At 65.7% G+C, this 25,808-nt stretch carries 22 protein-coding genes and 1 riboswitch; of the genes, 8 read left to right on the forward strand and 14 right to left on the reverse strand.

Going from position 1 to position 25,808, the window contains the following annotated elements; translation table 11 throughout:
* Positions 1–24 precede the first annotated feature (24 nt).
* Positions 25–116: riboswitch (glycine riboswitch) on the reverse strand.
* Between the two features lie 87 nt (positions 117–203).
* From AUL30_RS13455 to choX, 6 genes are all read right to left on the reverse strand, one after another.
* Positions 204–1,250, reverse strand: a complete 1,047-nt coding sequence (locus tag AUL30_RS13455) for a sn-glycerol-3-phosphate import ATP-binding protein UgpC (RefSeq protein ID WP_062228405.1) — start codon at positions 1,248–1,250, stop codon at positions 204–206.
* 4 nt (positions 1,251–1,254) lie between these two features.
* Positions 1,255–2,103 carry a sn-glycerol-3-phosphate ABC transporter permease UgpE gene (gene ugpE / locus AUL30_RS13460; protein WP_062228406.1) on the reverse strand — a complete coding sequence of 283 codons (849 nt, stop codon included), beginning with the start codon at positions 2,101–2,103 and terminating at the stop codon, positions 1,255–1,257.
* Between the two features lie 25 nt (positions 2,104–2,128).
* Positions 2,129–3,013, reverse strand: coding sequence for a sn-glycerol-3-phosphate ABC transporter permease UgpA (ugpA, locus tag AUL30_RS13465; protein ID WP_062228407.1), 885 nt, complete (start codon positions 3,011–3,013; stop codon positions 2,129–2,131).
* 89 nt (positions 3,014–3,102) lie between these two features.
* Positions 3,103–4,422, reverse strand: a complete 1,320-nt coding sequence (gene ugpB, locus AUL30_RS13470; RefSeq protein WP_062228408.1) for a sn-glycerol-3-phosphate ABC transporter substrate-binding protein UgpB — start codon at positions 4,420–4,422, stop codon at positions 3,103–3,105.
* A gap of 144 nt (positions 4,423–4,566) precedes the next feature.
* A complete protein-coding gene (gene betC / locus AUL30_RS13475; RefSeq protein ID WP_062228409.1) occupies positions 4,567–6,078 on the reverse strand; it encodes a choline-sulfatase in 1,512 nt (503 codons plus the stop codon).
* Positions 6,079–6,152: 74 nt separating this feature from the next.
* On the reverse strand, positions 6,153–7,085 hold the full coding sequence (gene choX, locus AUL30_RS13480) for a choline ABC transporter substrate-binding protein (protein WP_062228410.1): 933 nt from the start codon (positions 7,083–7,085) through the stop codon (positions 6,153–6,155).
* 241 nt (positions 7,086–7,326) lie between these two features.
* Here choX and AUL30_RS13485 point away from each other — a divergent pair, with 241 nt between their 5' ends.
* From AUL30_RS13485 to AUL30_RS13515, 7 genes are all read left to right on the forward strand, one after another.
* Positions 7,327–8,238 (forward strand): glycosyltransferase family 2 protein, encoded by a 912-nt coding sequence (locus AUL30_RS13485; RefSeq protein ID WP_062228411.1) that lies wholly within the window; start codon positions 7,327–7,329, stop codon positions 8,236–8,238.
* A gap of 6 nt (positions 8,239–8,244) precedes the next feature.
* Entirely contained in the window at positions 8,245–9,744 is a 1,500-nt protein-coding gene (locus AUL30_RS13490; protein ID WP_062228412.1) for a lipopolysaccharide biosynthesis protein, read from the forward strand.
* On the forward strand, positions 9,741–10,775 hold the full coding sequence (locus AUL30_RS13495; protein WP_244490823.1) for a polysaccharide pyruvyl transferase family protein: 1,035 nt from the start codon (positions 9,741–9,743) through the stop codon (positions 10,773–10,775). Before AUL30_RS13490 ends, AUL30_RS13495 begins: the two co-directional genes overlap by 4 nt.
* 164 nt (positions 10,776–10,939) lie before the next feature.
* The gene (locus AUL30_RS13500; RefSeq protein ID WP_062228414.1) at positions 10,940–12,487 is read left to right on the forward strand and encodes a sugar ABC transporter ATP-binding protein; all 1,548 of its coding nucleotides are present in this window, start codon (positions 10,940–10,942) and stop codon (positions 12,485–12,487) included.
* A complete protein-coding gene (locus tag AUL30_RS13505; protein WP_062228415.1) occupies positions 12,484–13,470 on the forward strand; it encodes an ABC transporter permease in 987 nt (328 codons plus the stop codon). The genes AUL30_RS13500 and AUL30_RS13505 overlap by 4 nt, the downstream gene beginning before the upstream one ends.
* A 32-nt stretch (positions 13,471–13,502) precedes the next feature.
* On the forward strand, positions 13,503–14,447 hold the full coding sequence (locus AUL30_RS13510) for an ABC transporter substrate-binding protein (RefSeq protein WP_062228416.1): 945 nt from the start codon (positions 13,503–13,505) through the stop codon (positions 14,445–14,447).
* 77 nt (positions 14,448–14,524) lie between these two features.
* Positions 14,525–15,532, forward strand: a complete 1,008-nt coding sequence (locus AUL30_RS13515) for an aldo/keto reductase (RefSeq protein WP_062228417.1) — start codon at positions 14,525–14,527, stop codon at positions 15,530–15,532.
* A gap of 129 nt (positions 15,533–15,661) precedes the next feature.
* Here AUL30_RS13515 and AUL30_RS13520 read toward each other — a convergent pair whose 3' ends face one another.
* The 8 genes from AUL30_RS13520 to aroQ form a co-directional block, all read right to left on the reverse strand.
* On the reverse strand, positions 15,662–17,806 hold the full coding sequence (locus AUL30_RS13520) for a putative bifunctional diguanylate cyclase/phosphodiesterase (RefSeq protein ID WP_062228418.1): 2,145 nt from the start codon (positions 17,804–17,806) through the stop codon (positions 15,662–15,664).
* Positions 17,807–17,953: 147 nt separating this feature from the next.
* On the reverse strand, positions 17,954–18,802 hold the full coding sequence (locus AUL30_RS13525) for a dipeptide ABC transporter ATP-binding protein (protein ID WP_062228419.1): 849 nt from the start codon (positions 18,800–18,802) through the stop codon (positions 17,954–17,956).
* Positions 18,799–19,638 (reverse strand): ABC transporter ATP-binding protein, encoded by an 840-nt coding sequence (locus tag AUL30_RS13530; RefSeq protein ID WP_062228420.1) that lies wholly within the window; start codon positions 19,636–19,638, stop codon positions 18,799–18,801. Before AUL30_RS13530 ends, AUL30_RS13525 begins: the two co-directional genes overlap by 4 nt.
* A gap of 4 nt (positions 19,639–19,642) precedes the next feature.
* Positions 19,643–20,584 carry an ABC transporter permease subunit gene (locus AUL30_RS13535; RefSeq protein ID WP_062228421.1) on the reverse strand — a complete coding sequence of 314 codons (942 nt, stop codon included), beginning with the start codon at positions 20,582–20,584 and terminating at the stop codon, positions 19,643–19,645.
* Between the two features lie 14 nt (positions 20,585–20,598).
* Positions 20,599–21,606 carry an ABC transporter permease subunit gene (locus AUL30_RS13540; protein WP_062228422.1) on the reverse strand — a complete coding sequence of 336 codons (1,008 nt, stop codon included), beginning with the start codon at positions 21,604–21,606 and terminating at the stop codon, positions 20,599–20,601.
* A gap of 263 nt (positions 21,607–21,869) precedes the next feature.
* Positions 21,870–23,465: an ABC transporter substrate-binding protein gene (locus AUL30_RS13545; protein WP_062228423.1), complete on the reverse strand. Its 1,596-nt coding sequence runs from the start codon at positions 23,463–23,465 to the stop codon at positions 21,870–21,872.
* A gap of 97 nt (positions 23,466–23,562) precedes the next feature.
* Complete coding sequence (locus AUL30_RS13550; protein WP_062228424.1) at positions 23,563–24,381, reverse strand: universal stress protein; 819 nt, start codon at positions 24,379–24,381, stop codon at positions 23,563–23,565.
* Between the two features lie 78 nt (positions 24,382–24,459).
* Entirely contained in the window at positions 24,460–24,909 is a 450-nt protein-coding gene (gene aroQ / locus AUL30_RS13555) for a type II 3-dehydroquinate dehydratase (RefSeq protein ID WP_062228425.1), read from the reverse strand.
* Between the two features lie 102 nt (positions 24,910–25,011).
* On the opposite strand from aroQ, the gene AUL30_RS13560 reads away from it, so the two are divergent.
* Complete coding sequence (locus tag AUL30_RS13560; protein WP_062228426.1) at positions 25,012–25,578, forward strand: DNA-3-methyladenine glycosylase; 567 nt, start codon at positions 25,012–25,014, stop codon at positions 25,576–25,578.
* Positions 25,579–25,808 lie beyond the last annotated feature (230 nt).

Here is a 25,808-nt window from a genome sequence, read left to right on the forward strand (position 1 = left end):
GTTGCCACCACTCTCCGGATGTTGACCTGCCGCGCGGTCCTTTTGCCTGAGAGATTCCGGGGCGGTTGCTCCTTCGGCGCCGGCCTTTGAAGGCCAGTCTCTCCCGCAAGCGGCATATGCGTTGCTTCTACACTTTGCCGCACCGCGCAGCAAGGTTATTATTTCATCACCTTTCCAACGCCGGCCGGAAGACAAGGGTTCCGTCAGTCGCGCCGGACCCCGTCCGTGCCGAAGATATGGAGTCGATCGACCGGGGCGCTGACGCCGAAGCGCTCGCCGATCTCGTGCCGCTGATAGCCCGGCATGCGGATGGCGACCGGCGCGGCAAGCCCGTCCCGCGTGCCATAGACATAGGTTTCGGCACCCACCATCTCGACGGCGGCGATGGTGAGGTCGAGCCCGATCTCGCCTTCGTTTCGCGGGGCACCCATGCGCATATCCTCGGGGCGGATGCCAAGCGTTCCGCCTGTACCGACAAGCGCTCCGGGCAGACCGGACGCGATGGCCTGGCCGTCCAGCGGCACGAGGTTCATGGCAGGCGAGCCGATGAAACCGGCCACGAAGAGGGTGCGGGGGCGCTTATACACGTCCAGCGGCGTGCCCACCTGCTCCACGGCACCGCCATTCATGACGACGAGGCGGTCGGCCAGGGTCATGGCCTCGAGCTGATCGTGGGTCACGTACAGGCTCGTGGTGCGCAGGCGATGTTGAAGCGAGCGGATCTCCGCGCGCATCTGGACGCGCAGCTTGGCATCGAGGTTGGACAGGGGCTCGTCGAACAGGAAGGCGGCCGGCTCGCGCACGATGGCCCGTCCCATGGCCACGCGCTGGCGCTGCCCGCCCGAAAGCTGGCGCGGCTTGCGATCGAGGAAGGGCTCGATCTCCAGCACTTTCGCGGTTTGCGCAATACGCCGGGCGATCTCGTCCTTGTGCGTGCCCCGGTTGCGCAAGCCATAGGCCAGGTTCTGCCGCACGCTCATATGCGGGTAGAGCGCATAGTTCTGGAACACCATGGCGATATCCCGCTCGGCCGGCTCGACCGTGTTGACCACCCTGTCGCCGATCCGGCATTCGCCTTCGGTGATGGTTTCCAGCCCGGCCACCATGCGCAGGAGGGTGGACTTGCCGCAGCCGGACGGCCCCACCAGCACCACGAACTCCCCATCCGCAATGTCGAGTGAAATGCCTTTCACGGCCTCCTGTCCGCCGGGATAGACCTTGCGGACATTGCTCAAGACGATGGACGCCATGTCCTCACTTCTCCGTTTCGGTAAGGCCGCGCACGAACAGCTTCTGCATGGCGACGACGACGATGACCGGCGGCAGCATGGCCAGCACGGCGACGGCCATGACGATGTTCCAGACGGGCTCTGAATCGACCGCCCGCGCGATGCGCTGGATGCCCATGACGACGGTGTAGTGATCGGGCTGGGTGGTGACGAGCAGCGGCCAGAGATACTGGTTCCAGCCATAGACGAACAGGATCACGAAGAGCGCGGCGGTGGAGGTCCGGGTCAGCGGGATGAGGATGTCCCACAGGAACTTCAGCGGCCCCGCCCCGTCGATCCGCGCCGCTTCCAGCATTTCGTCGGGGACGGACAGGAACACCTGCCGGTACAGGAAGGTGGCCGTGGCGCTGGCGATCAGGGGGATGATCAGCCCGCCATAGGAGTTGAGCATGCCGAGCCCCGCGACCACTTGGAACGTGGGCACGATGCGCACCTCCACCGGCAGCATCAGCGTCATGAAGATCAGCCAGAAGGCGATCATGCGGAAGCGGAACCGGAAATAGACGATCGCAAAGGCCGACAGGATGCAGATGACGATCTTGCCGAGCGCGATGCCAAGCGCCATGACGAGCGAGTTCAGCATCATGGGAAGGACCGGCGGCAGGCCGTTGCTGCTCGCCCCGTCCGACAGGACGGCGGCGTAATTGGCCCACAGCGCATCGCCCGGCCACAGCGGCGCAAGGCCGCTGTTCAGGCGAAAACTCGTATGGGTGGAGGCGACGAAGGCGACCCATACGGGAAACAGCACCAGCGCCACGCCCAGGATCAGGACGAGATGCGTCAGGAACGTATAGAGCGGGCGGTTTTCAACCATGGACCCTTCTCCCCCCTTAGCCTTCTCAGTAGTGGACGCGCCGCTCGACGAAGCGGAACTGGATGACGGTCAGAAGGATGACGACCATGGTCAGGATGACCGATTGCGCGGCGGAAGACCCGAAGTTCTGCCCCAGGAAGCCGTCCGTATAGGCCTGGTAGACGAGCGTCGTCGTCTGCCGGCCGGGGCCACCCTCGGTCGTGGTGTCGATGATGCCGAACGTGTCGAAGAAGGCGTAGACCATGTTGACCACAGACAGGAAGAAGATGGTCGGCGACAGGAGCGGCAGGGTGATGGTGAAGAAGCGCTTGGCCGGCGAGGCGCCGTCGATGGCCGCCGCCTCGATGAGCGAGCGCGGGATGGACTGAAGTCCCGCCAGGAAGAAGATGAAATTGTAGGAAACCTGCGCCCAGCTTGCCGCCACGATGGTCAGGAGCAGCGCCTGCCCGCCATCGGTGAAATGGTTCCAGTTCACGCCAAGGCCCCGCAGTCCATAGGCCAGGATGCCGATCGACGGGTTGAACAGGAACCACCAGAGAATGCCGGCCACTGCGGGCGCCACGGCGTAGGGCCAGATCAGGAGTGTCGAGTAGGTCGTGCGGGAGCGGATCAGCCGATCCACGGCGGCGGCGAAGGCCAGCGCCACGCACAGGGTGATGGCGCAGACCGCCGCGGCGAAGAGGAAGGTGACCTGGACCGACTCCCAGTACCGGCTGGACGCGAAGAGCTGGCTGAAATTGGCGCCCCCCACGAAGCGTTCGCCGAAGCCGAAGGCGTCGGAACGGTACAGCGATTGCCGGACCGCCTGGATCGCCGGCCAGAAGAAGAAGATGGCCGTGATCGCGAGCTGCGGGGCCAGAAGAAGGATCGGCAGAGCCGTCCCGCCGAAGGTGACGCGCTTCTCAGCCATGGGCCGTCGAGCTCCCGGTCAGGTCGTGGAAAGGCGATGGACGCACGGGTGCGGACGGGCCGCACCCGTGCGTTTTTAGGCGGTCGGGGCTATTGCTGCTGCGCCTCGAACTCACGCAGCATTTCGTTGCCGCGCCGCTGGGCATCGGCAACGGCGGCTTCCGGCGTCTTCTGTCCGCCGAGCGCCGCCTCCAGCTCTTCCTCGAACATGGTGCGGATCTGCACGTAGTTGCCGAACCGCAGGCCCCGGGAGTTCTCCGTCGGCGGGTTCAGGTTGATCTCGCGGATCGCGGTGTCGGCGCCCGGGTTCTTTTCGTAGAAGCCGGAAGCCTCCGTCGCCTCGAAGGCGGCTTTGGTGATCGGCAGGTAGCCGGTCGTCTGGTGCCACTGGCTCTGAATGTCGGGCTGCGACAGATAGGCCAGGAAGTCGGCGACCCCATTGTAGCTCGCCTCGTCCTTGCCGCGCAGGACCCAGAGCGAGGCGCCGCCGATGATCGAATTCTGCGGCGCGCCCTCGACATCGTCGTAATAGGGCATCATCGCATAGCCGACATCGAAATCGGCATTGGCGGTGATGGAGGCGCGGCCGGCCGAGGATTCGAGCAGCATCGCGCATTCGCCCGAATTGAAGGACGGTCCGGCCGTGTTGGTGCGTCCGCGATACTGGTAGAGCCCGTCCTTCTGCCATTCGGCAAGGTTGGCCCAGTGTCGGGCGACCAGCCCGGCATCGTCAAAGACGAACTCGGCATCGAGGCCCGCCATGCCGTTCTGCTGCGTGGCGATCGGCTTGTTGTGCCAGGCGGACAGGTTTTCCAGGTTCACCCAGGCCGGCCAGGTGGTCGTGAGGCCGCAGGCCTTGGTCCCGGACTGGGTGATCTTGCGGGCGGCATCGGCCAGCGCGTCCCAGGTCTTGGGCGGGTTGTCCGCATCGAGCCCGGCCGCCTCGAAGGCATCCTTGTTGTAATAGAGGATGACGCTCGACGAGTTGAAGGGGAAGGACAGGAGCGTGCCCTCGCCCGTCTGGTAGTAGCCGGTCACGGCAGGAAGGTAGCTTTCGGGATCGAAGGTCTTGCCCGTATCGCCCATCAGTTCCTGGACGGGGTAGATCGCCTCGCCAGCGGCCATGAAGGTGCCGGTGCCGACTTCGAACACCTGCAGGAGGTGCGGCTGCTCATTGGCGCGGAAGGCTGCGATGGCCGCCGTCATGGATTCGGGATAGGTGCCGCGATAGAGCGGGACGACGCGGTAGTCCGATTGCGTTTCGTTGAAGCCGGTGGCCAGCGCTTCCAGTTTCTGGCCGAGTTCGCCGGCCATGGAATGCCACCACTGGATTTCCGTCTGTGCGCTGGCGGCAGTGCCGCTGATGAAAAGCGCGACGAGTGCGGTCGCGGACAAGCCGAGTGTTCTCATGCGATCTCTCTCCCTTTGCAGAGCTGTCATAGCCATGCCGGTAGGCCCCTCCTAGCCATCCCGCCCGACAGGTCCGCGACAAACCCGTGATAGTTTGCTTACACGATAATTGCCCCTAAAAGTTTTAGCCAGTTGGCGATCTCGTCATTCCCCGCGCGGATAGCGCTGGGCTTCCTCCAGTATGTTCAGGTCCATGTGGTTGCGCATGTAACGCTCCGAGGCGCGTTGCAGCGGCTGGTGGTCCCACGGATAATAGGCGCCATTGCGCAGGGCCGCATAGGTGACGTGCCGCCGCGCCTGGCTTTCCCGCACCGCCTTGTCCAAGGCGTCGAGGTCCCACAGCCTGTCGACCTCCGCGGCCAGCGCGGCGCAGACCTTTTCGTGCTCGGCCTGGCCGGCGAGGTTCCGGCGCTCCAGCGGGTCGGCGGAAAGGTCGAAGAGCTGGTCGGGATCGGCCGCGCAGCGGTTGAACTTGAAGCGCCCCCGCCGCAGCGACACCATGGGCGCGACGCTGCCCTCGGCGGCATATTCCATGCGCACCGGCGGCCTGTCCCCGGTATGAAGCGTGTCGAGGAGCGATACGCCGTCCAGCCATTGCGCGGCCGCGCCGGGCGCCTGCCCGGCCAGGGCCGACAGCGTCGGCACGATATCCATCGTCGAGACGGGCGTATCGCAGCGGCCCGGCTCGAGGCCGGGTGCGGCGAGCATCAAAGGCACCCGGGCCGATCCCTCGAAAAAGTTCATCTTGAACCACAGGCCGCGCTCGCCCAGCATGTCGCCATGGTCGGACAGGAAGAGAATGGCCGTATTCTCGGCCATGCGGGTCCGCTCCAATATGTCGATCAGCTCGCCGATCTTCTCGTCGATATAGGAGATATTGGCGAAATAGGCCTGCCGCGCCCGTGCCACCATATCCGGCGTGATCGCATATTCCTCGTCCTGGCAGGCTGCCATGAGCCGCAGCGTGTGCGGATCGGGCTCCGCCTGCCGGGCAAGCTGCGGCTGCAAAGCGGGGCAGTCTTCATACAGGTCGAAGAAGCGGCGGCGCGCCACATAGGGGTCGTGCGGGTGGGTGAAGGAGACCGTCAGGCAGAAGGGTCGGTCGTCCTGACGGCGGGCAAGGTCATAGAGCCGCGCGCCGGCATGGTAGGCGACCTCGTCGTCATATTCGAGCTGGTTGGTGATCTCCGCCACGCCCGCCCCGGTGACGGAGCCGAGATTGTGGTACCACCAGTCGATACGCTCGCCCGGGCGCGCATAGTCCGGCGTCCAGCCGAAATCGGCCGGGTAGACATCCGTGGTCAGCCGCTCCTCGAAACCGTGGAGCTGGTCGGGGCCGACGAAGTGCATCTTGCCGGACAGGATGGTCCGATAGCCGGCCAGCCGCAGATAATGGGCGAAGGTCGGGATCTCCGAGGAGAACTCCGCCGCATTGTCGTAGACGCGGGTGGCCGAGGGAAGCTGCCCGCTCATGAAGGAGGCCCGGGCCGGGGCGCAGAGCGGGCTTGCCGTATAGGCGTTGGCAAAGCGCATGGAGCGTTCGGCCAGCCGGCGCAGATGCGGCACTTTCAGGAACTCGGCCGGCCCATCGGGAAAGAAGGTGCCATTGAGCTGATCGACCATGACGATCAGGATATTGGGACGGCGGGTGGCCATGGACATATCGCTCGCTGCGGGAAACAAAGACCGGCCCTCGAAGGGCCGGCCGGACGTTCGTTCAGGGCTGCTGCTCAACCGCCGATGGAAGCCTTGACGGCGGGAAGGCCGGGTTCGCCGGCCAGGGTCTCAACACCGTCGAGCCAGCCGTCCAGGACCGTCGGATTGGCCGCCAGCCAGGCCTTGGCAGCGGCGCGCGGCTCGGTCCCGGCGGCCAGCGCCTCCATCATCTGGTTCTCCATGTCGACGGAAAAGACCAGTTGGCTGAAGAGCTTGGCCGCATTCGGGCATTCCTGGCCATAGCCCGTCCGGGCCAAGGTAAAGACCTCTGCGCCACCATAATCGGGCCCGAAATAGTCGTCGGCACCGGACAGGTAGGTAATATCGAACTGCGTGTTCATCGGATGCGGCGCCCAGGCCAGGAAGGCCACCCATTCCTTGCGCCGCTCAGCCCGCTGCACCTGCGCCAGCATGCCCTGTTCGGACGATGCGGTCAGTTGCCAGCCCGACAGGCCGAAGGCGGGATCGGCGATCATCTTCTCGATGTTCTCGTTGGCGGGGGCCCCGGCCTCGATGCCATAGATGCGCGAGTTGAAGCGCTGGGCATTGGAGGACAGGTCCTTGACGTCGCGCACACCTTCCTGCGCCACATAGGACGGAACGGCGAGCGTGAACTTGGCGCCGGTCAGGTTGCGGGTGAGTTCCTCTGCCGCCCCGCGCGAATCGAGTTCCTTGCGGAAGGCGGTCTGTGCCGGCATCCAGTTGCCCAGGAAGACGTCGATCTCCTTGTTGCCGAGCGCCTGGTAGCCGATCGGGACCGACAAGGTCTTGACGTCGGGCGTGTAGCCGAGCCCCGCCAGCACTTCGGACGCGAGCGCATTGGTGGAGGTGATGTCGCTCCAGCCCGGATCGGACAGGCGGACGGTCGAACAGGTCTGCGGATCCTGTGCGTGGGCGGCGCCGGCAAGGCCGATCGTCGCAGCCAGGGCAAGGGCGTAACGGGTCATGTCAGCTCCATCCATAGAGCGGCGCGCCCTGCGTTGAACGCGCCTTCAATCTCTTGGCGAATCGACACTCTTTTCGTTGAATGAGCAACCCTAGATTGCGGTCACGAAGTGCTTGCCCTTCTCACGCCCCTTTTACAGGTTTGATAAGCAACACACGGCTATGTTGCAGAGCACAAATTTCTTGCCGCAGTGCCAGATGACGGTTACTGTGCCGTCTCGACCGAAAGTTGATGGAGTGCCTATGCCTTCGGGAGATATGTCGATCAGCCTGGTCGTATCGTCCCGCAACCGTGCGGATGGGCTGTCTGTCTGCCTGGACGCCGTTGCGCAGGCCGCGCAGCGGGCTGACGGGCTGGATCTGGAACTCGTCTTCGTGGACAACGGCTCCACCGATGCGACACCGCAGATTGTGGAGGCCTTCGCCGCGACGGCGCCCCTCTCGGTGCGCCTTCTGCGCGAGCCGCGCCCGGGCCTGTCGGTGGCGCGCAACACGGGTCTGGCCGCAGCGCGCGGAAACCTCCTCGCCTTCACCGACGACGACTGCGCGCTGGCGCCTGAATATTTCACCCGCGTGGCGGCGGCTTTCCGCAACGATGCCGAGCCGATCCTGCGCGGTGGCCGGGTGGAGCTCGGCGATGCGCGTGACCTCCCCGTGACGATCAAGACCGACGCCGAGCCGGCGCGCCTCGACCGTACGCTGCATCCGGGCGGCTTCGTGCACGGCTGCAACATGGCCTTTCCACGCACCATCCCCGAGCGGATCGGCGGTTTCGACGAGCGGTTCGGCGCCGGGGCGCGGTTCCGCTCTGGCGAGGATACGGACTACATCCACCGCGTCTTCAAGGCCGGGATGGGTGTCGCCTACGAACCCGCCATGCTGGTTCACCATTTCCATGGGCGGCGGCGGCCGGAGGATGTCCACCGCCTGCATGCCGGCTATGCCTTCGGCAACGGCGCGCTCTACGCCAAATACATGTTCGACCGTGGTTCCAACATGCGCGGCATGCTCCGCTGGGACCTGCGCATGGCCGCGCGCGAACTGTTCACGGGGCAGACCCTGAGCCCCGGCCTCGGCCTGACCTGGCGCGCCACCGTGCGCGACAGCCTGTCCGGCATGATGAGCTACTGGCTGAACCGCCCGCAGGCAGGCTGAGCGCGCATGAGCGATACGGCCGCGGCCACGACGGACCTCAAGCACAAGACCGTCTTCTCCGTCCTCTGGTCCGTGCTGCGCGTGGCTTTCAGCACGGTTGCGACCTTCGTCATCTTCCTGGTGCTGGCCCGGGTTCTCGGCCCGGCGGAGTTCGGCACCTTCGCACTGGCCAGCCTGTTCACCGAAGTCGGCCGGATCATCGCCTTCGGGGGCTTCGGCGATGCCGTGACGCGCCAGTATGCGCTGGACGAGGAACTGGCCGACACCGCCTTCTGGGCACTGGTCGTCTTCAGCATCGCCATGGGGATCGGCATCTATGCCGCCGCGCCCTTCTATGCCGGTGCGGTGCGCGATCCGGCGGTCGAGCCGATCCTCAAATGGCTTGCTTTCCTGATTCCGCTCGGCTCGCTCGCCGTCATCCACAATGCCCGGCTTGCCCGTGATTTCCGCCACCGCAACCTGGCGGCGCAGAGCATGGCGGCCAGCCTCCTGTCGGGCGGGGCGGCCATCGCGGCGGCCCTGTCGGGCTTCGGCGTCTATGCGCTCGTGGTGCAGGCGGGCGTCCAGGCGGTCGTGACGGTGGCGCTCGGCTGGATTTTCTTTCCCTGGATGCCACGGCTGCGCTTCGACATGGCCCGGTTCCGCGGCGTCCTCGGCTTCAGCCTGAGCCTGATGGTGAGCCAGCTTCTCTGGATGCTGCTCACACGGGTGCAGGACATCTTCATCTCGCGCTGGTACGGCGCGGCGGAGGTCGGGCGCTACCGGGTGGCCTGGCGCCTGATCGAACTGATCGGCCAGGCGGTCCTGGCGCCCATCGGCAGCGTATCGCTCGTCACCCTGTCACGCCTGCAGAACGACCCGCAGGCATTGCGCAACGCCTATAACCGGATCGTCGGCGCGGCGGCGCTCGGCACCTTTCCGCTGCTCCTGGGCTTCGGCGCCCTGTCGGAAGAGACAATCCACCTACTCTTCGGCAGCCAGTGGCAGGATACCGGCCCCATCGCCTCGGTGCTGGTGCTGATGGCCGTGCCCTTCGTGATGAACGTCTTTGCCGCGCCGGCGCTCGCCGCCGTGGACAAGGCTCACACGATCATGTCCGTCGCCGCGCTGCAGCTGGCCGCAACGCTCCTCCTGACCTGGCTCCTCGTGCCCTATGGCGTGGTCTGGGTGGCGGCCGGCTACACGCTGCGGGCGTGGCTCACCATGCCCTATCAGCAGTACCTCCTGTCCCGCCATGTCGGCATTGCCCCCATGGGCACGATCCGCGCGGTCGCCCTGCCGCTGGCCGGCTCGGTCCTGATGGCCGCGACGGTCTGGCTGAGCAAGGCGGAGATCGCGTCCCTCGTCACCTCGCCCTTCGTGGCGCTGGCACTGAACGTCGCCCTGGGCGGCGTCGTCTATGCCGCATTCCTGGCGGTCTTCGGCCGTCGCACCCTCAAACCCTATACGGACATGGCCGCGGCCATGCTGGCGCGCCGCCGGCGCCCCGCCACAGGAGACGCATGATGCAGGAAACCAACGCCGCCATCGTCGCGCGCCTCGACGCGAAGATCGAAGACTCGCTGCGCGACCTCGTCGACCCTTCGCGCAAGTTCGCGCTGCTGGATTTCCCCAACTACGACAATATCGGGGACAGCGCGATCTGGATGGGGGAACTCGCCTACTTCGACCGCCACGGCATGACGGCGTCCTATGTCAGCGAGATTGGGACCTTCGACGGCGACCGGATGGAAGATGCCGTCGGCAACGGACCCATCTACCTGAGCGGCGGCGGAAACTTCGGTGATGTCTGGCCGAAGTTCCGTCCGTTTCGCGAAGCGGTCCTGAGCCGGTTCAAAGGTCGGCCCATCGTTCAGTTGCCGCAGACGATCAAGTTCAACGCCCAGGAAAACGTAGATTCGACGGCCCGCGCCATCGAGCAGCACGGAAACTTCACCTTGCTTGTGCGCGATCAGCGCAGCCTGGAATTCGCACGGCGCTGGTTCGAGTGTGAAACGCGCCTTGTGCCGGATATGGCCTTCTGCATCGGCCCGGTGCGCCGGCCGGAGCCGCGCCACGCCCTTCTCCTGAACCTGCGCGACGATCACGAGGCGGGGGACCAGCACGATACGAGCGCTGCGCTGGCCCGTTCCGGAACGGTCCAGAGCGACTGGCCGAAGGAGGAAGCGGATTTCCAGCGCCGCACGAAACATGCCGCGATCCTGCGCGGGCTCCTGAAGGGACAGCTCGGCGGCCGCGCACGCATGACGGAACTGGCCTACCGGGAACGCGCATCGCGCAGGTTTGACCGCGGGATCGCGCTTCTCGGCTCCGCCAGGCAGGTGATCACCGACCGCATGCACGGGCATATCATGTGCGTTCTTGCGGACATCCCCCACTGCGTGCTGGATAACAGCTACGGCAAGACGAGCGGTCTGATTGCGGCATGGCAGACCACGAACAGCGACCGCGCCCATCTGGCGTCGTCCATGGAGGACGCGCTGCATACCCTCGATCTGCAACGTGGGTCCACTCAGCGCGAAGCTAGTTTGGCCTGACCAATTCCAATCATAGCGCTGGACCACGCCCGTATGCGGCATTTACCATCACGAGATCACGAAATTGGATTGACCAGTTGAGGAAGTCGCATTAAGCCTCCAAGACCTGGACGCGAGGAGGCGCCCGGGACAGGTTGCCGAGCAACGGGAGGGTTGGGCGCCGCATGGACAAGGGAGTGGAACCGTCGCGCGCTGTCCTGGCGCTGGAAGGGATCGTCAAGACCTTTCCGGGCGTGAAGGCGTTGAACGGCGTGTCGCTCGATCTCCATGCCGGCGAGGTCCATGCCGTCTGCGGTGAAAACGGTGCCGGCAAGTCCACCCTGATGAAGGTGATCAGCGGCCTGTATCAGGCGGATGAGGGCCGCATCCTCCTGGACGGGCAGGAATGCCACTTCGTCTCCACGCGCGAATCGGAAGCCGCCGGCATTGCCATCATCCACCAGGAATTGAACCTGGTGCCGCATCTTTCGGTGGCCGAGAACATCTTCCTGGCGCGCGAGCCGCGGCGTGGCCCCTTTGTCGACTGGCGGCGCCTGAACGGCGAGGCGCAAGCGCTGCTGCGCCGCCTGGACGTCGATATCGCTCCCACGGCCGAAGTCCGGCGGCTGTCCATCGCCCAGTGCCAGATGGTCGAGATCGCCAAGGCGCTGTCGCTCAATGCGCGCGTCCTGATCATGGACGAGCCGACCTCGTCCCTGACCGAGTCCGAGACGAGCGTCCTCTTCCGCATCATCCACGATCTCAAGCGTGCCGGCGTCGGCATCCTGTACATTTCGCACCGGCTGGACGAGATGGCCGCCATTGTGGACAGGGTCACCGTGCTGCGCGACGGCACCTATGTGTCCACCCGAGCCTTCGCCGATACGAGTGTCGACCAGATCGTCTCCGACATGGTCGGGCGCTCTTTGGAAGAGAAGTTCCCGCCCCGCACCTCACGCCCCACGCAGGAGGTCCTGTTCCGGGCCACCGGCCTGGCGCGGCGCGGCGTCTTCGAAGACATCTCCTTCGAACTGCGCCGTGGGGAGATCCTCGGCTTTGCGGGGCTGATGGGGGCCGGGCGGACGGAAGTCGCCCGCGCCATCTTCGGCGCCGATGCGCTGGATGCCGGCCGGATCGAGTTCGACGGCCGCAGCCTGTCCATCGCCGACCCGCGCGACGCCATCCGCGAGGGGCTCGCCTACCTGTCGGAGGATCGCAAGGGCAACGGGCTCGCCATCAAGATGACGGTGGCCGAAAACATGACCATGCCCAGCATGGACAAGGTGTCCGGGCCGCTCGGCTTCATCCGTTTCGGCCGTGAACAGGCTGTCGCGCGCGACTATATCGACAAGCTCGCCATCAAGACGCCGTCGGCCCGCCAGGTGACGCGCCTCCTGTCCGGCGGCAACCAGCAGAAGATCGTTATCGGCAAGTGGCTGTATCGTGGATCGCGCGTGATGATCTTCGACGAGCCGACGCGCGGCATCGACGTGGGTGCCAAATTCGCCATCTACACGCTTCTGGATGCGCTCGCCGCCGAAGGGATCGGCGTCATCCTCATTTCGTCCGAACTGCCGGAGATTCTCGGCGTCACGGACCGGATCGCAGTGTTCCACGAGGGCCGCATCATGGCCACGCTCGACACACCGCACACCAGCCAGGAAGAGATCATGCACTACGCATCGGGCTACGGCCTTGCGGGTGGCCAGCACGGCAGCGGGGCAACCGCATGACGAGCGAGCGCCGCAAGGACCTTTTGCAGAAATTCGCCGCCCTGGGCAGCCTTTTCCTCCTGACCATCGCCTTTTCGGTCACGAGCAACGCCTTCTTCACCGTCAGCAACGGCATGACGATCGCGCTGCAGGTCACCTCCATCGCCATTCTGGGCTTCGGCGCGACCTGCGTGATCATCACCGGCGGGATCGACCTGTCGGTCGGCTCGGTGCTGGCGCTGGCCGGCGTCGCGGCGGCGCTTCTCGTCAAGGCCGGGGTGCCGGTACCGGTCGGCATGCTGGGCGGCGTGATCGTCGGCGCCCTGTGCGGCTTGATCAACGGCATCGCGGTCACGCGGCTGCACCTGCCGCCCTTCATCGCCACGCTCGGCATGATGCTGATCGCCCGTGGCGTCGCGCTCCAGATCACCGGCGCCCGGCCCGTCTCGGGCCTGGGGCAGAGCTTCGGCGTGCTCGGCAACGGTGCGCTCTTCCGGGTCGTCAATGTGGGGTCGGACGGGTTTCCGACCGTGGTCTTTCCGGGCATCCCCTATCCGGTGATCGTGATGGTGGTGCTGGCCATCATCATCTCCATCATGCTCACCCGCACGACCCTCGGCCGGCATATCTATGCCGTCGGCTCCAACGCCGAAGCGGCACGCCTGTCGGGCGTCAACGTGCGCGGCGTCACGCTCTTCACTTATGTCCTGTCGGGCACGATGGCCGGCCTGACCGGCTGTATCCTGATGTCGCGCCTCGTCACCGCGCAGCCGAACGAAGGCGTGATGTACGAACTCGACGCCATCGCCAGCGCGGTCATCGGCGGCACGTCGCTGATGGGCGGCGTCGGCACCATATCGGGCACCATCATCGGCGCCTTCGTCATCGGCATTCTGCGGAACGGGCTGAACATGAACGGCGTGTCGGCCTTCACCCAGCAGATCATCATCGGCGTCGTCATCCTGGTGACGGTCTGGCTCGACCAGATCCGCAACCGGCGCTGACGCCGCCGTACACTCCAGGGAGGAACCACTAAATGAAGAAACTCGTCGCGGCACTTGCGGCTTCCGCCGCCCTCTTGACCGCCGGATCGGCCCTTGCCCAGGACAAGGAAATCGCCGTCATCGTCAAGACGGCGAACTCCACCTTCTGGCAGAATGTCCAGAAGGGCGCGGACAGCGCCATGAAGGGCACCAGCGGCTACACGATGACCTTCCAGGGCCCGGCCTCGGAAGCGGCCATCGCCGACCAGGTCAACATGGTGGACAATGCCGTCAACCGCAGCGTGGCCGGCATCGTCCTGGCGCCGTCCGACGCGGAGGCGCTGCTGCCGTCGATCCAAAAGGCCTGGGAAGCGCGCATTCCCGTGGTGCTGATCGACTCCGCCGTCTCCGACGCCGGCGCGGACTATTACCAGTCCTTCCTGGCGACCGATAACCGCGCCGCAGGCGAGCTCGCCGCCAAGGCGATGATCGAGCGGATCGGCACCGAGGGCAAGGTTGCCGTGATGTCCTATGTCGCCGGCGCCGGGTCCGAGATCGGCCGCGTGGGTGGCTTCACCGACTATCTGAAGGCAAACTCCAAGCTGGAGATCGTCGGCCCCTTCTATTCCCAGTCGCAGATGGCGACGGCTCTGAACCAGACCACCGACGTCCTGGCATCCAATCCGGACCTGAAGGGTATCTTCGGCGCCAACGAGCCTACGGCCATCGGCATGGGCCGTGCCCTCGCCCAGTCCGGCCGCGCCGGCCAGGTCGTCGGGATCGGCTTCGACGGCAACGAGGATCTGCAGGGCTTCGTCAAGGACGGCACGCTGGCGGCCATCGCGGTCCAGGGCTCCTTCCAGATGGGCGAACTCGGCATTCAGACGGTCGTCAAGGTCATCGGCGGCGAGAAGGTCGCCAAGACGCAGGATACCGGCGTGGTCCTGGTGACGAAGGAAAACATCGACACGCCCGAGGCCAAGAACGTCCTCTACTGATCCGCGCTCGGAGAAGTCCGGGCCTGGCCATGCCAGGCCCGGAACGAACATTTCGCATCCCGAAAGGCAGGCATGACATGAAGGTCAGCGATCGTCGCGCATTGGCGCGCACCGGACTGGAACTCACGGTGCTCGGCATCGGTGGCGCGCAGCTCGGCGGCCTCTACCGCACGATGACCGACGAAGCGGCGGCCGAGATCGTGGACGCCGCCTATGCGGCCGGCATCCGCTACTTCGACACCGCCCCCTTCTACGGCTTCACGCGGTCGGAACGCCGCGTCGGCCATGCGCTCGAGCCCCGCCCGCGAGACAGCTACGTCCTGTCGACGAAGGTCGGCCGGTTGATGCGCCCGGATGACAGCGTCGGCGCCTTCGAACAGGGCTATGCCGAGCCCATGCCCTTCCGACCGCATTACGACTACAGCTATGACGGCATTCTGCGCTCGTACGAGGACAGTCTGCAGCGGCTCGGCCTGACCCGCGTGGATATGCTCTTCGTCCACGACATCGGAACGGCGACCCATGGCGCCGACAATGCCGGCTATTTCGAGCAGCTGACGCGCGGTGGCGGTTTCCGCGCGCTGGAGGAACTGCGCAGCGCCGGAGAGGTCCGCGGCGTCGGGCTCGGCGTCAACGAGCATCAGATCGTCGAGGCGGCGATGGACGAGATGGACCTCGACTGCACCATGCTGGCGGGTCGCTACACGCTGCTCGAGCAGGACAGTCTGCGCATGCTGGACCGTGCCGCCAAAGCGGGCCACGCCATCGTTGCGGCCGCGCCCTTCAATTCCGGCCTGCTGGTCGGCAATCGCAAGTTCAATTACGAGGACGCGCCCCAGGCCGTCATCGACCGCGCCGACCGGCTTGCCGCCGTAGCGCGGGAGTTCGACGTGCCGCTGCCGGCGGCGGCGATCCAGTTCCCGCTGGCGCATCCGGCCGTGGTAGCGGTCAACACCGGAGCGCACCGTGTGGACCAGGTGCGGACCAGCGTCGACTGGTTCGAAACCCCCATCCCCGCCGCGTTCTGGACCGCACTGAAGGAGCGTGGCCTGATCGGCGACGACGTTCCGGTGCCGGCATCCTGACATGCGGATCGATGCGCACCCGCATGTCTGACGCATGGCCGTTCGCAGGAGCGCCTGGCCGATGCCCGAGTTTTAAGGTCATCTGCCGCAACGTCGAACCTGTAGACCTGTAACCGCCCTTGCTGGCGTCTATCGCCTCGGGACCTCACCGTTCTGCCGTTCGAGCGCCGCGGTGATCTCCTCGGCGCACATGCCGTGGCCGAAGAGCCAGCCTTGCAGGTGGCTGCACCCGATCTCCCGCATCAGCGCCGCCTGCGCAGGCGTCTCGACACCTTCGGCCGTCACCGGCAGGTCGAGCGCCTGGCCGAGCTTCACCACGGCGGCGGCCATGCGCAGCCCCTTGCCGCCGCGCTCGGCCGCCTGCACGAAGGAGCGATCCATCTTGATCCGGTCAATCGACAGTCGTTGCAGATAGCCGATGCTGGAATAGCCGGTTCCGAAATCGTCCAGCGATATGCGGATACCCCGCATGCGGAATTCGGACAGGATGGCCGCAGCCTCGTCCGGCCGGCGCAGGAGATGGCGTTCGGTAATTTCGAGGTCCAGCCGTGAGCTCGGAAACCCGGCCTGATCGAGCACCCGGTGGATGGAGCCGACGAGATCCCGATCCCAGAACTCGACCGGCGACAGGTTCACCGATATGCGGATGGGCCAGGCTTTCGCCGCGGCGCAGGCATGGGCGAGGACCCGCCGCCCCAAGGCGTTGATCAGGCCGCTCTGCTCGGCCACCCGGATGAACTGGTCCGGCGGCACTTCCCCAAGCTGCGGGTGGTTCCAGCGCGCCAGTGCCTCGACCATCTCGATGCGGCCCGTGCCGGCGCTGACGATGGGCTGGAACACGACCCGCACGAGGTCGTTGTCGAGCGCCTCACGCAGGGCCCCCTCCATGACGTGACGGACCTGATTGGCGGCGTCCAGCTCCGTGTTATAGGCGAGCCAGCCGCGTTTGCCCCGCGACTTGGCAGCATACATGGCCACGTCCGCCCGGCGCATGAGCTCCTCGCCCTCCAACCCTTCCGCGCCGGAAGCGGCGCCCACGGTCACGCCGATATTGACGCTGTAGCCGCGCACCTCGAAGGCGGGATCGAAGGCGCGCAGGACACCATCGCAGGTGCGGCGCGGCTCCCCCTCCCGGCCGGGCATGAGGATGGCGAACTCGTCACCACCGGTGCGGGCGACCAGCGCATCCTCCGACGCCGCCGCGCCGATGCGCCGCGCCGCCTCGATCAGGAGCGCGTCGCCCATCGCATGGCCATAGACGTCGTTCGCTTCCTTGAAGCCGTCCAGATCCATGTAAAGGATCTGCATGTTGGGCCCCGCACCCCCCTCGCGCAGGACATCCTGGAACCTGCGGCGATTGGCAAGGCCCGTCAGCGCGTCGTGATAGGCGAGGTGCTGGATATTCACGCGGCTGGAGGTCAGTTCCTCATCGGCCCGGCGTGCGCGGTTGAGCACTGTGGCCGCCGCCGTGGTGGCGATGGCGCCGATGATGAACAGGCCCGGCAGGATCCGGTACAAGAGAACGGTTCCCGGGCGCTCGGGCATCCAGGCGAGTTGCCCGACGGAGGTGCCGTCCCGGCTGGTCAGCACCACGGCCTCCTCCGTATCGAGCACCCCCTCCGGCCCGACGATCCGCAGCGTGCCAAGCCGATAGCGCGACGCCATTTGCGCCAGCGCCTGTTCATCCAGCAGCATCGCGATGATCAGCGTGCGCGGCGGCCCGGGGGACAGGTCGGGCGAAGGCGTCAACGCCGTGAGCGCGGAGGCGGCGTAAGCGAAGATCCCGGCAGTGCTGTGGGAAAAGCCGCCGATCGCCTCCTGGCCGCGTATGCCCGGGCGGTTCGCATCGGTGATGCCGTACAGGATGGCGGGCCCGATCGCCGTCACGGCGTCCAGCGGGACATCGGCCGATTGCCCGTTTTCGTAGGAATAGATGGTCTTGCGGTCGTCCTCGACCACGAAGACATGCTGGTAGCCTTGGCGCGCGCCAAGATAGACGCTGATATTGTCGTCCGCCCACTGGCGGTCGAAGCCCCCCAGAAGGTGACGGGCGGCGTCGTCCCATATCGAATAGTCCTGCAGATCGTGGACGGCGAAATCCAATATCCCGTCCAGCGCGCTGGCAATGGCGATCCTGTCACGCTCCACATCCTGCCGGTTCTGGATCGCGGTCAGATACCAGAGCAGCACCAGAAGCGCGACGAAGGACGTGACCGACAGCATGGCAAGCGGCAGCACATAACGACGCGGAAAGAAGCGGCGGATGGACTTCATGCGCGTTGGAGGGCTCCCCGGGTCATGATGCCCTGCGACGCTAGAACAAATGCGAATGCTCCGCGAACGGCTTTTTCGCTGCGGCTGCGAAAACGCATGCGCGCGGATGGGCCCAATGGAACGACCGAGCCGCGCGCAGCACCGCTGTCAGGCGGCGGAGCCCACCGCGCGGGCCGCCCGCTCGGCCACGCGCTGGCGGATGCTCTCCACGTCGGCACGCGGCGTCGCGGCGAAGAGCTTGCGGGTGTAATCGTGCTGCGGATCGGAAAAGATCGCATCGCGCGAGGTATGTTCCACCGCCTGCCCGAGATACATGACCATGACCTCGTCGGCGATGTAGCGCACGACCGACAGATCGTGGCTGACGAAGACGTAGGTCAGGTCGAACTCGTCCTGCAGATCGGCCAGAAGGTTCAGGATCTGCGCCTGGACCGACAGGTCGAGCGCGGAGACGGGCTCGTCCAGAACCAGGATCTGGGGCGACAGCATCAGCGCACGGGCAATGGCGATGCGCTGCCGCTGGCCGCCGGAGAACATGTGCGGATAGCGGTTGTAATGCTCCGGCAGGAGGCCGACCTTCACCAGCATTTCCTGCGCAAGCGCCCGCCGCTCGGCTGCGCTCCTGTCCGTGTTCAGAAGGAGCGGCTCGCACAGGACGTCGCCGACCTTCTGGCGCGGATTGAGCGAGCCATAGGGGTTCTGGAACACCATCTGCACCTTGCGGCGCATATCGCGCGTCACGCCGCTGCGGGCGATGTCCATCACCTCCCCGCCGATGCTCAATGTGCCGCTGGTCGGCGCGTCGATCAGGGTCAGAATGCGGGCGAGCGTGGACTTGCCCGATCCCGATTCCCCTACCACGGCGAGGGTGCGCCCCTTGGCCAGCGAAAAGCTGATGCCGCGCACGGCATGGACGGTGCGCGTCCGGCCGAAGATGCCCTTTGCCACATGATAGTCGCGCGTGATGTCGCGCGCTTCCAGGACGGCGGCGCTCATGCCCGGCCCTCGCCTGCCATGAAGTCGGCCACGGTGGGCAGCCGGTCGCCCGTGGCGTTTTCCGGCAGGGCCGACAGGAGCGCCCGCGTATAGGGGGAGCTCGGATTTTCGAACAGGGTCAAAACGTCGGCCTCTTCCATCTTGCGTCCCTTATACTGGACGACGACCCGGTCGGCCGTTTCGGCCACCACGCCCATATCGTGGGTAATCATGATCAGCCCCATGCCATGCTGCGCCTGCAACCCCATCAAAAGGTCCAGGATCTGCTTCTGGATGGTCACGTCCAGCGCCGTGGTGGGCTCGTCGGCAATGAGCAGCTTGGGGTTGCAGGCGATCGCCATTGCAATCATGACGCGCTGCGCCTGGCCGCCGGACATCTGGTGCGGATAGCTGCCGAGCCGCTCCGCCGCGTCGCGGATGCCGACCGCTTCCAGAAGCTCGACGGCCCGGTCGCGGCGCTGGCGGGCCGACAGGTCGGTGTGGACTTTCAGGACCTCGGTGATCTGCGTGCCGACCGTGAAGCACGGGTTGAGGCTCGACCCGGGTTCCTGGAAGATCATCGACATGTCCCGGCCCACGATGGTGCGCCGCTCGCGGCGGCCAAGGGTCCGAAGATCCCGCCCGTCGAACTGCATGAGGTCCGCCGACACGCGCGCCGTCCGGGGCAGGATTCCCATGACCGCGAGCATGCCGACCGATTTGCCCGATCCGGATTCGCCCACGATGGCCAGGACTTCGCCGCGGTCGACGGCAATGTCGACGCCGTCCACGGCGCGGAACAGGCCGGTGACGGTTTCGAACTCGACCGTGAGGTTGCGTATTTCGAGAAGCGCCATGGGGTCAGCCCTTCCGCATCTTGGGATCGATGGCGTCGCGCAGGCCGTCGCCAATGAGGTTGATGGCCAGCACCGTGATCAGGATGGCGAGGCCGGGGAAGGTGACGACCCACCAGGCGCGCAGGACGAATTCCTGCGCCTCGGCCAGCATGGTGCCCCATTCGGGCGTCGGCGGCTGGGCGCCCATGCCCAGGAAGCCGAGCGCCGCGGCGTCCAGAATGGCGTTGGAGAAGGACAGTGTCGCCTGCACGATCAACGGCCCCAGGCAGTTGGGCAGGATGGTGCGGAACATCAGACGCAGCGGGCCGGCCCCTGCCACGCGCGCCGCGGTCACGTATTCGCGCTCCTTCTCGGCCATGACGGAGGCCCGGGTCAGCCGCACGAAATGCGGTTGCAGCACGAGCGCAATGGCGATCATGGCGTTCATCAAACCGGGGCCGAGCACCGCCACCAGCACCAGGGCCAGGAGGAGCGACGGGAAGGCCAGGATGATGTCCATCAGCCGCATGATGACCGTGTCGACGAAGCCGCGCACATAGCCAGCGATCATGCCGATGACGATGCCGGTGGAAACCGACAGGGTGACCACGAAGAGCCCGATAAAGAGCGAGTAGCGCGCGCCGTAGACGAGGCGCGAGAAGATGTCCCGCCCGACCGCGTCGGTCCCCAGGGGGAAGGCCCATTGCCCGCCCTCCATGAAGACCGGCGGGATCAGAAGCGCGGATCGGTTTTGCGCCGCCGGATCGTGCGGGGCGATGAAGGGCGCGAAGACGGCGACGAAGACGACGATCGAAAAGACGATCAGCCCGAGCACGGCGCCTTTGTTTTCGGCGAAATAGTACCAGAATTCGCGGAGCATCTGGCGGCGGATGCCGCTCTCGGGCGGACGCTGCGGGATGAGGCTGCCGACGCCCTCTTCCGCTTCCTGGGCTTGGATATGGCTCATGATGCGTTCCCCGCTTACCGTGTCCGCACGCGCGGATTGATCAGACCGTAGGTGAGATCCACCAGTAGGTTCACGACCATGATGACGATGGCGATCAGGAGGAGTCCGCCCTGCACGACGGGGTAGTCGCGGCGGAACACCGAATCCACCATCCACTTGCCGATGCCCGGCCAGGAAAAGATGGTTTCCGTCAGGATGGCGCCGGCCAGGAGAACACCGACCTGCAGCCCGATCGTCGTGACCACCGGAATGAGCGCGTTGCGCAGCGCATGCACCCCGACCACCCGGAAGCCCGACAGGCCCTTGGCCCGGGCCGTGCGGACATAATCCTCGCTCAGCACCTCCAGCATGGCCGAACGCGTCTGCCGGGCGATCACCGCCAGCGGAATGGTCGCCAGCACGATGCCGGGCAGGATCAGGTGGCTGATGGCCGATTTGAAGGACCCCGCCGGCCCGACCAGGAGGCTGTCGATCAGCATGAAGCCGGTGACCGGCTGGAAGAAGTACAGGAGCGAAATGCGGCCCGAGACCGGCGTCCATCCAAGCGTGCCGGAAAACAGGATGATCAGGAGCAGGCCCCACCAGAAGATCGGCATGGAATAGCCGACCAGCGCCGTTCCCATGATGGTCTGGTCGAACCAGGATCCGCGCTTGACCGCAGCGAAGACACCGGCCGGAACCCCGATGATCACCGCCAAGAGAATGGCGACCGTCGCCAGCTCTACCGTTGCGGGGAAGAGGTTGAGAAACTCGTCCAGAACGGGCCGGCGCGTCACGATGGATTGGCCGAAATCACCCTGGAACAGCCCGGTCAGGTAATGCCAGAACTGGATGGGCAGCGGTTGGTCGAAGCCGAGCTGGGCCGAAAGCTGCGCATGGCGCTCCGGCGACATGCCGCGTTCGCCGGCCATCAAGAGCACCGGATCGCCCGGCAGCAGCCGGATGAAGGAGAAGGCCACGATGGCGACCCCGACGAATGTCGGAATGAGCACGCCGATGCGTGAGATGAAAAATCGGAACATGGGGCTCGTTCTGCGAGGTTGTCTTAAGGTTCGGGGCCGGCCGTGTCCTCCAAGGCTCGTTGTCGAGCCGGAAGCTGCCGATCATGGGAGCACTTGAGAAGCGCCTGCCGCGCCCGGGCGACTGCCCCATGCACGCCGATGCGCGCCGTTGCCGCTCTGGCCTGCCCGGTCGCGGGGCATAGAGGCCACGCCGGGTTTCAATCAAGCCGGAAGGGGGGCGACAAGACGCCGCCCCCCTTCCTCAAGGTCGCAATCGGCAACCCTTACTCGGTGATGTCGACCCCGTCGAAAGTCATGTCGCCGAGCGGGCTCTGGACGAAGTTCTGCACATTGGCCCGGGTCGGCACGTAGACCACCGAATGGGCAATCGTCGCCCAGGGCGCCTCGCGCTTGAAGATTTCCTGCGCCTGCTTGTACAGGGCGGCGCGCTCTTCCTGCGTGGACTTGGTCTTGGCCTCCTGCACGATGGCGTTGAACTCGTCATTGCACCATTGCGCGCGGTTGGCGCCGCCCACCGCGTCGCAGCCGAGCAGGACGGCCAGGAAGTTGTCCGGATCGCCGTTGTCGCCCGTCCAGCCCATCAGGATCGCGCCGTCGCGGTCGACCTCAGCCGTGCGCTGCAGATACTCGCCCCATTCGTAGGAGACGATTTCCGAATTGACGCCAACGGCCGACAGGTCGGACTGGATCAGTTCCGCCATGCGCCGGGCATTGGGGTTGTAGGGCCGCGAAACGGGCATGGCCCAGATTTTCATGGACAGGTTCGACACGCCCGCCGCCGCAAGTTCGGCCTTGGCAGCCTCTGGATCGTAGGGATCGTCCACCGTCGCCTCGTCATAGGACCACATGGTCGGCGGGATCGGGTTCTTGGCGACTTCGCCGGCGCCCTGATACACGGCGTCGATGATGGCCTGCTTGTTGATCGCCTTGTTCAGGGCGCGCCGCACTTCCGGACGGTTGAACGGCTCCTGCTGGGTGTTGTAGGCGAAGTAGCCGATGTTCAGCCCTTCCTGCTCCAGCACCTTCAGATCCGGATTGCCTTTCAGGCTTTCGATATCCGACGGGTTGGGGAAGGCCATGACATGGCATTCGCCGGCGAGCAGGCGCTGCTGGCGCACCGAGGCGTCAGTCGTAATAGCAAAGACCAGATCGTCGATCGGCTGCTTGCCGCCCCAGTAGTCCGCAAAAGCCTGGTAGCGGATGACCGCGTCGGGCTGGTAGGCGACGAACTGGAACGGCCCCGTGCCGATCGGCGCCTGGTTGAGCTGGGCCTGGTTGCCGGCCTCGGCGAGCTTGTCGGCATATTCCTTGGACAGGATCGAGGCGAAGGGCATGGCGACGTTGGCGATGAACGGCGCATAGGGCTGGGTCAGCGTAAACTTGACCGTCAGGTCGTCGACCTTCTCGATCGACTTCACGAATTCCGGCATCGACATGGAGTTGTAATACTCCCACGACGCGCCGCCCACATACTGGTGATAGGGGTTGGCCGTATCGCCCTGCCGCTGGAACGAGAAGATCACGTCGTCGGCATTGAGATCGCGGGTCGGCGTGAAGTCCGCATTTGAGTGGAATTTCACGCCGGGACGCAGCTTGAACGTGTATTCAAGACCGTCCGGCGACACCTCCCAGCTTTCCGCCAGGCCGGGCTCGGTCTCGGTCGTGCCCTTCTTGAACTCCGCCAGGCGATTGTAGATCGGATGGCCGGATGCGTCGAAGGTGGTGCCGGACGTGTAAAGCGCCGGATCGAAGCCCTCGGGGGAGCCTTCGGAGCAGTAGACAAGGGTTTTGGCCTGGGCAGCAGAGCCGAGCGCAAGCGCCATTGCGGTTGCGGCCAAAAGCGTCTTCATCCGTTTCATAGAGGGAATGTCTCCGTGTGATTGCGGCGCACGCGCCATCCGCCGGATATTCCACCCTAAGTTGAATGCTCGCGCAACCCCGAAACCGAACGATCGTTCAGTGGGCCAGGAGAACGGGGATCGCCGAGACGGTCAGGATGTTGCGCGTCGTTCCGCCCAGCACCCACTCCCAGAAGCGGGAATGGCCGAAGGCGCCGATCACGAGGAGGTCCACCTTTTCCGCCGCGCATTCCGCCAGCAGCGTTTCGGAAACGCGGCCGCCGGTCGGCAAGCTGCGAAACTGCGCTGCCACGCCATGCCGCTCCAGATGGCGGACGATCTCCGGCGCACCCGCATCCTCCGCGCCGATGCCGACCGAAGCCAGGATCACGCGGTCGGCCTTGCGCAGGAAAGGCAGGGCTTCGGTCAGCGCCCGCGTCGTCTCCCGCCCGTCACGCCATCCGACGAGGATGGTGCGCGGCGGCTGCGGCGCGCGGTCCGGCGGGACCATGTAGACGCTGCGCCCGCCGGAAAAGAGCGTGCTCTGGAACAGGCTCGGCCAGCCATTGTCTTCCGGGCCGAGGGGTCGGCCGGCCAGGAACAGGTCCGTCAGCCGCGCCAGGCGGGCCGCATGTTCGCGCAGTTCGCCATCGGTTCCGTCGTGGCGGATGAGCTGGCAGGGTCGGTTCAGGGCCTCGATGCGCTCGCGGATCCTGGCCTCGGCCGCATCGCCGGCGCTCCGCGCCTCGTCGATGGCGTCGGCGACGATCTCCACCGAAGCGCCGACCGGATCGGCGGCGATGTAGCCGATCTCGATCAGATTGGTGAAGAGGACCGTCAGCTCGGCCTCGAACCAGTCGGCCAGCATGGCCGCGTGATCGAGGCGGGTGGCGTCCCGCTCCGTCCCGTCCAGGTGAACCGCGATATCCTTCAGCATCAGACCCCTCCGAACCTTACGCGGACAGGATACACGCCCTCCGCGGAGCGGCGAAGCAGAATTGAACGGTGCGTCTGGTCAGGATTTCGGGTTTTCCGGCAGGGTCAGGAGCGCCTCGAGCGCCAGGTGATAGGATCGATCGCCGAAGCCGGCGATGACGCCGACCGCAACGGGCGACAGGTAGGAATGATGACGAAACGCCTCGCGCGCGTGCACGTTGGACAGATGTACCTCCACCACCCGGGCGCCGCCGGCCTTGATCGCATCGGCCAGGGCAATGGACGTATGCGTGTAGGCCCCGGCATTGAGGATGACGCCATCGCCCGCCAGGCCTGCCTCCTGCAGCCAGGTGACGAGCTCGCCCTCGCTGTTGGACTGGCGGAAGGTCAGCGCAACGCGGTCCGCGGCCTGGGCCCGCAGCGCCGCCTCGATATCGGCCAGCGTCCGCGCGCCGTAGATGCCGGGCTCACGCTTTCCCAGCATGTTGAGGTTGGGGCCGTTGATGACGACGATGCGCTGAAAGGGCATGAGCACGTTCCTCCTGTGACTGGCGGGGGCGGCAGCCCCGTTTGTCTTCGATAGTGTATTTGTCTGCCGGAACAAACGGGCGAGGCCGCAGGAGCTAAGGCTATGCGCAAGGACCTTCTGGATTTCTTCAGCGAACCGGCGCCGGTGGTGGCGCGCGGCCTGATCGGGGCCTACCTCGCCATCCATGGGGTGGGAGGGCGCATCGTGGAGACGGAAGCCTATGACCACGCCGATCCGGCTTCTCACAGCCATCGCGGACGGACCCTGCGCAACCGCGCCATGTTCGGACCGGTCGCACATGCCTATGTCTACCGCTCCTACGGCATCCACTGGTGCCTGAACTTCGTCTGCGATGCGAAGGTCCCGGGCAGTGCGGTGCTGATCCGCGCCCTGGAGCCGCTGGACGGGATCGATACCATGGCGGCCCGTCGGGGAACGCGGGCGCCTGCCCTTCTATGCTCCGGTCCAGGCCGTCTGGCGCAGGCGCTCGGCATCGATGCGCAGTGGGACGGTTGCCCCCTCGACACACAATCCATCACCTTGTGCCTGCCGGACGCCGCCCACGCCGTCGCCTCCGGCCGGCGCATCGGCCTTTCAAAGGGGGTAGAGACGCCATGGCGCTTTACCCTCCGCGACTCCCTCTTTCTGAGCCGTCGCTCCGGAAGGTGATTCGCATGGCACGCCTTTGGGCTGAACAACTGCTCAAACCGGCCCATCCACACCCAAAGATCGCACTGCCGTCCCTATCGGCGTAGCCTATCCCCGTTCTGGGTTACGATCTAATCCTTTCGGTTGCAAAATCCGCTTTGTGGGGCCCGGGCGGAGTCGTCAACACCACCCCGGAAGGCGTATTTTACAAGGGTTTTGGACTGTTTGACGCACCTGTCAGTACGCAGGAA

The sequence above is a fragment of the Aureimonas frigidaquae genome, from assembly GCF_001463905.1.
GTDB classification, from domain to species: Bacteria; Pseudomonadota; Alphaproteobacteria; order Rhizobiales; family Rhizobiaceae; genus Aureimonas; species Aureimonas frigidaquae.

Coding starts and splice junctions, on each gene's coding strand:
- aroQ (WP_062228425.1), bottom strand. CDS start 24,909: ATGCCCTTTCAGCGCATCGTCGTCATCAACGGCCCCAACCTCAACATG.
- ugpB (WP_062228408.1), bottom strand. CDS start 4,422: ATGAGAACACTCGGCTTGTCCGCGACCGCACTCGTCGCGCTTTTCATC.
- AUL30_RS13530 (WP_062228420.1), bottom strand. CDS start 19,638: ATGGCGCTTCTCGAAATACGCAACCTCACGGTCGAGTTCGAAACCGTC.
- AUL30_RS13490 (WP_062228412.1), top strand. CDS start 8,245: ATGAGCGATACGGCCGCGGCCACGACGGACCTCAAGCACAAGACCGTC.
- choX (WP_062228410.1), bottom strand. CDS start 7,085: ATGACCCGTTACGCCCTTGCCCTGGCTGCGACGATCGGCCTTGCCGGC.
- AUL30_RS13500 (WP_062228414.1), top strand. CDS start 10,940: ATGGACAAGGGAGTGGAACCGTCGCGCGCTGTCCTGGCGCTGGAAGGG.
- AUL30_RS13505 (WP_062228415.1), top strand. CDS start 12,484: ATGACGAGCGAGCGCCGCAAGGACCTTTTGCAGAAATTCGCCGCCCTG.
- ugpA (WP_062228407.1), bottom strand. CDS start 3,013: ATGGCTGAGAAGCGCGTCACCTTCGGCGGGACGGCTCTGCCGATCCTT.
- AUL30_RS13455 (WP_062228405.1), bottom strand. CDS start 1,250: ATGGCGTCCATCGTCTTGAGCAATGTCCGCAAGGTCTATCCCGGCGGA.
- AUL30_RS13550 (WP_062228424.1), bottom strand. CDS start 24,381: ATGCTGAAGGATATCGCGGTTCACCTGGACGGGACGGAGCGGGACGCC.
- AUL30_RS13560 (WP_062228426.1), top strand. CDS start 25,012: ATGCGCAAGGACCTTCTGGATTTCTTCAGCGAACCGGCGCCGGTGGTG.
- AUL30_RS13495 (WP_244490823.1), top strand. CDS start 9,741: ATGATGCAGGAAACCAACGCCGCCATCGTCGCGCGCCTCGACGCGAAG.
- AUL30_RS13485 (WP_062228411.1), top strand. CDS start 7,327: ATGCCTTCGGGAGATATGTCGATCAGCCTGGTCGTATCGTCCCGCAAC.
- betC (WP_062228409.1), bottom strand. CDS start 6,078: ATGGCCACCCGCCGTCCCAATATCCTGATCGTCATGGTCGATCAGCTC.
- AUL30_RS13520 (WP_062228418.1), bottom strand. CDS start 17,806: ATGAAGTCCATCCGCCGCTTCTTTCCGCGTCGTTATGTGCTGCCGCTT.
- ugpE (WP_062228406.1), bottom strand. CDS start 2,103: ATGGTTGAAAACCGCCCGCTCTATACGTTCCTGACGCATCTCGTCCTG.
- AUL30_RS13510 (WP_062228416.1), top strand. CDS start 13,503: ATGAAGAAACTCGTCGCGGCACTTGCGGCTTCCGCCGCCCTCTTGACC.
- AUL30_RS13545 (WP_062228423.1), bottom strand. CDS start 23,465: ATGAAACGGATGAAGACGCTTTTGGCCGCAACCGCAATGGCGCTTGCG.
- AUL30_RS13535 (WP_062228421.1), bottom strand. CDS start 20,584: ATGAGCCATATCCAAGCCCAGGAAGCGGAAGAGGGCGTCGGCAGCCTC.
- AUL30_RS13540 (WP_062228422.1), bottom strand. CDS start 21,606: ATGTTCCGATTTTTCATCTCACGCATCGGCGTGCTCATTCCGACATTC.
- AUL30_RS13525 (WP_062228419.1), bottom strand. CDS start 18,802: ATGAGCGCCGCCGTCCTGGAAGCGCGCGACATCACGCGCGACTATCAT.
- AUL30_RS13515 (WP_062228417.1), top strand. CDS start 14,525: ATGAAGGTCAGCGATCGTCGCGCATTGGCGCGCACCGGACTGGAACTC.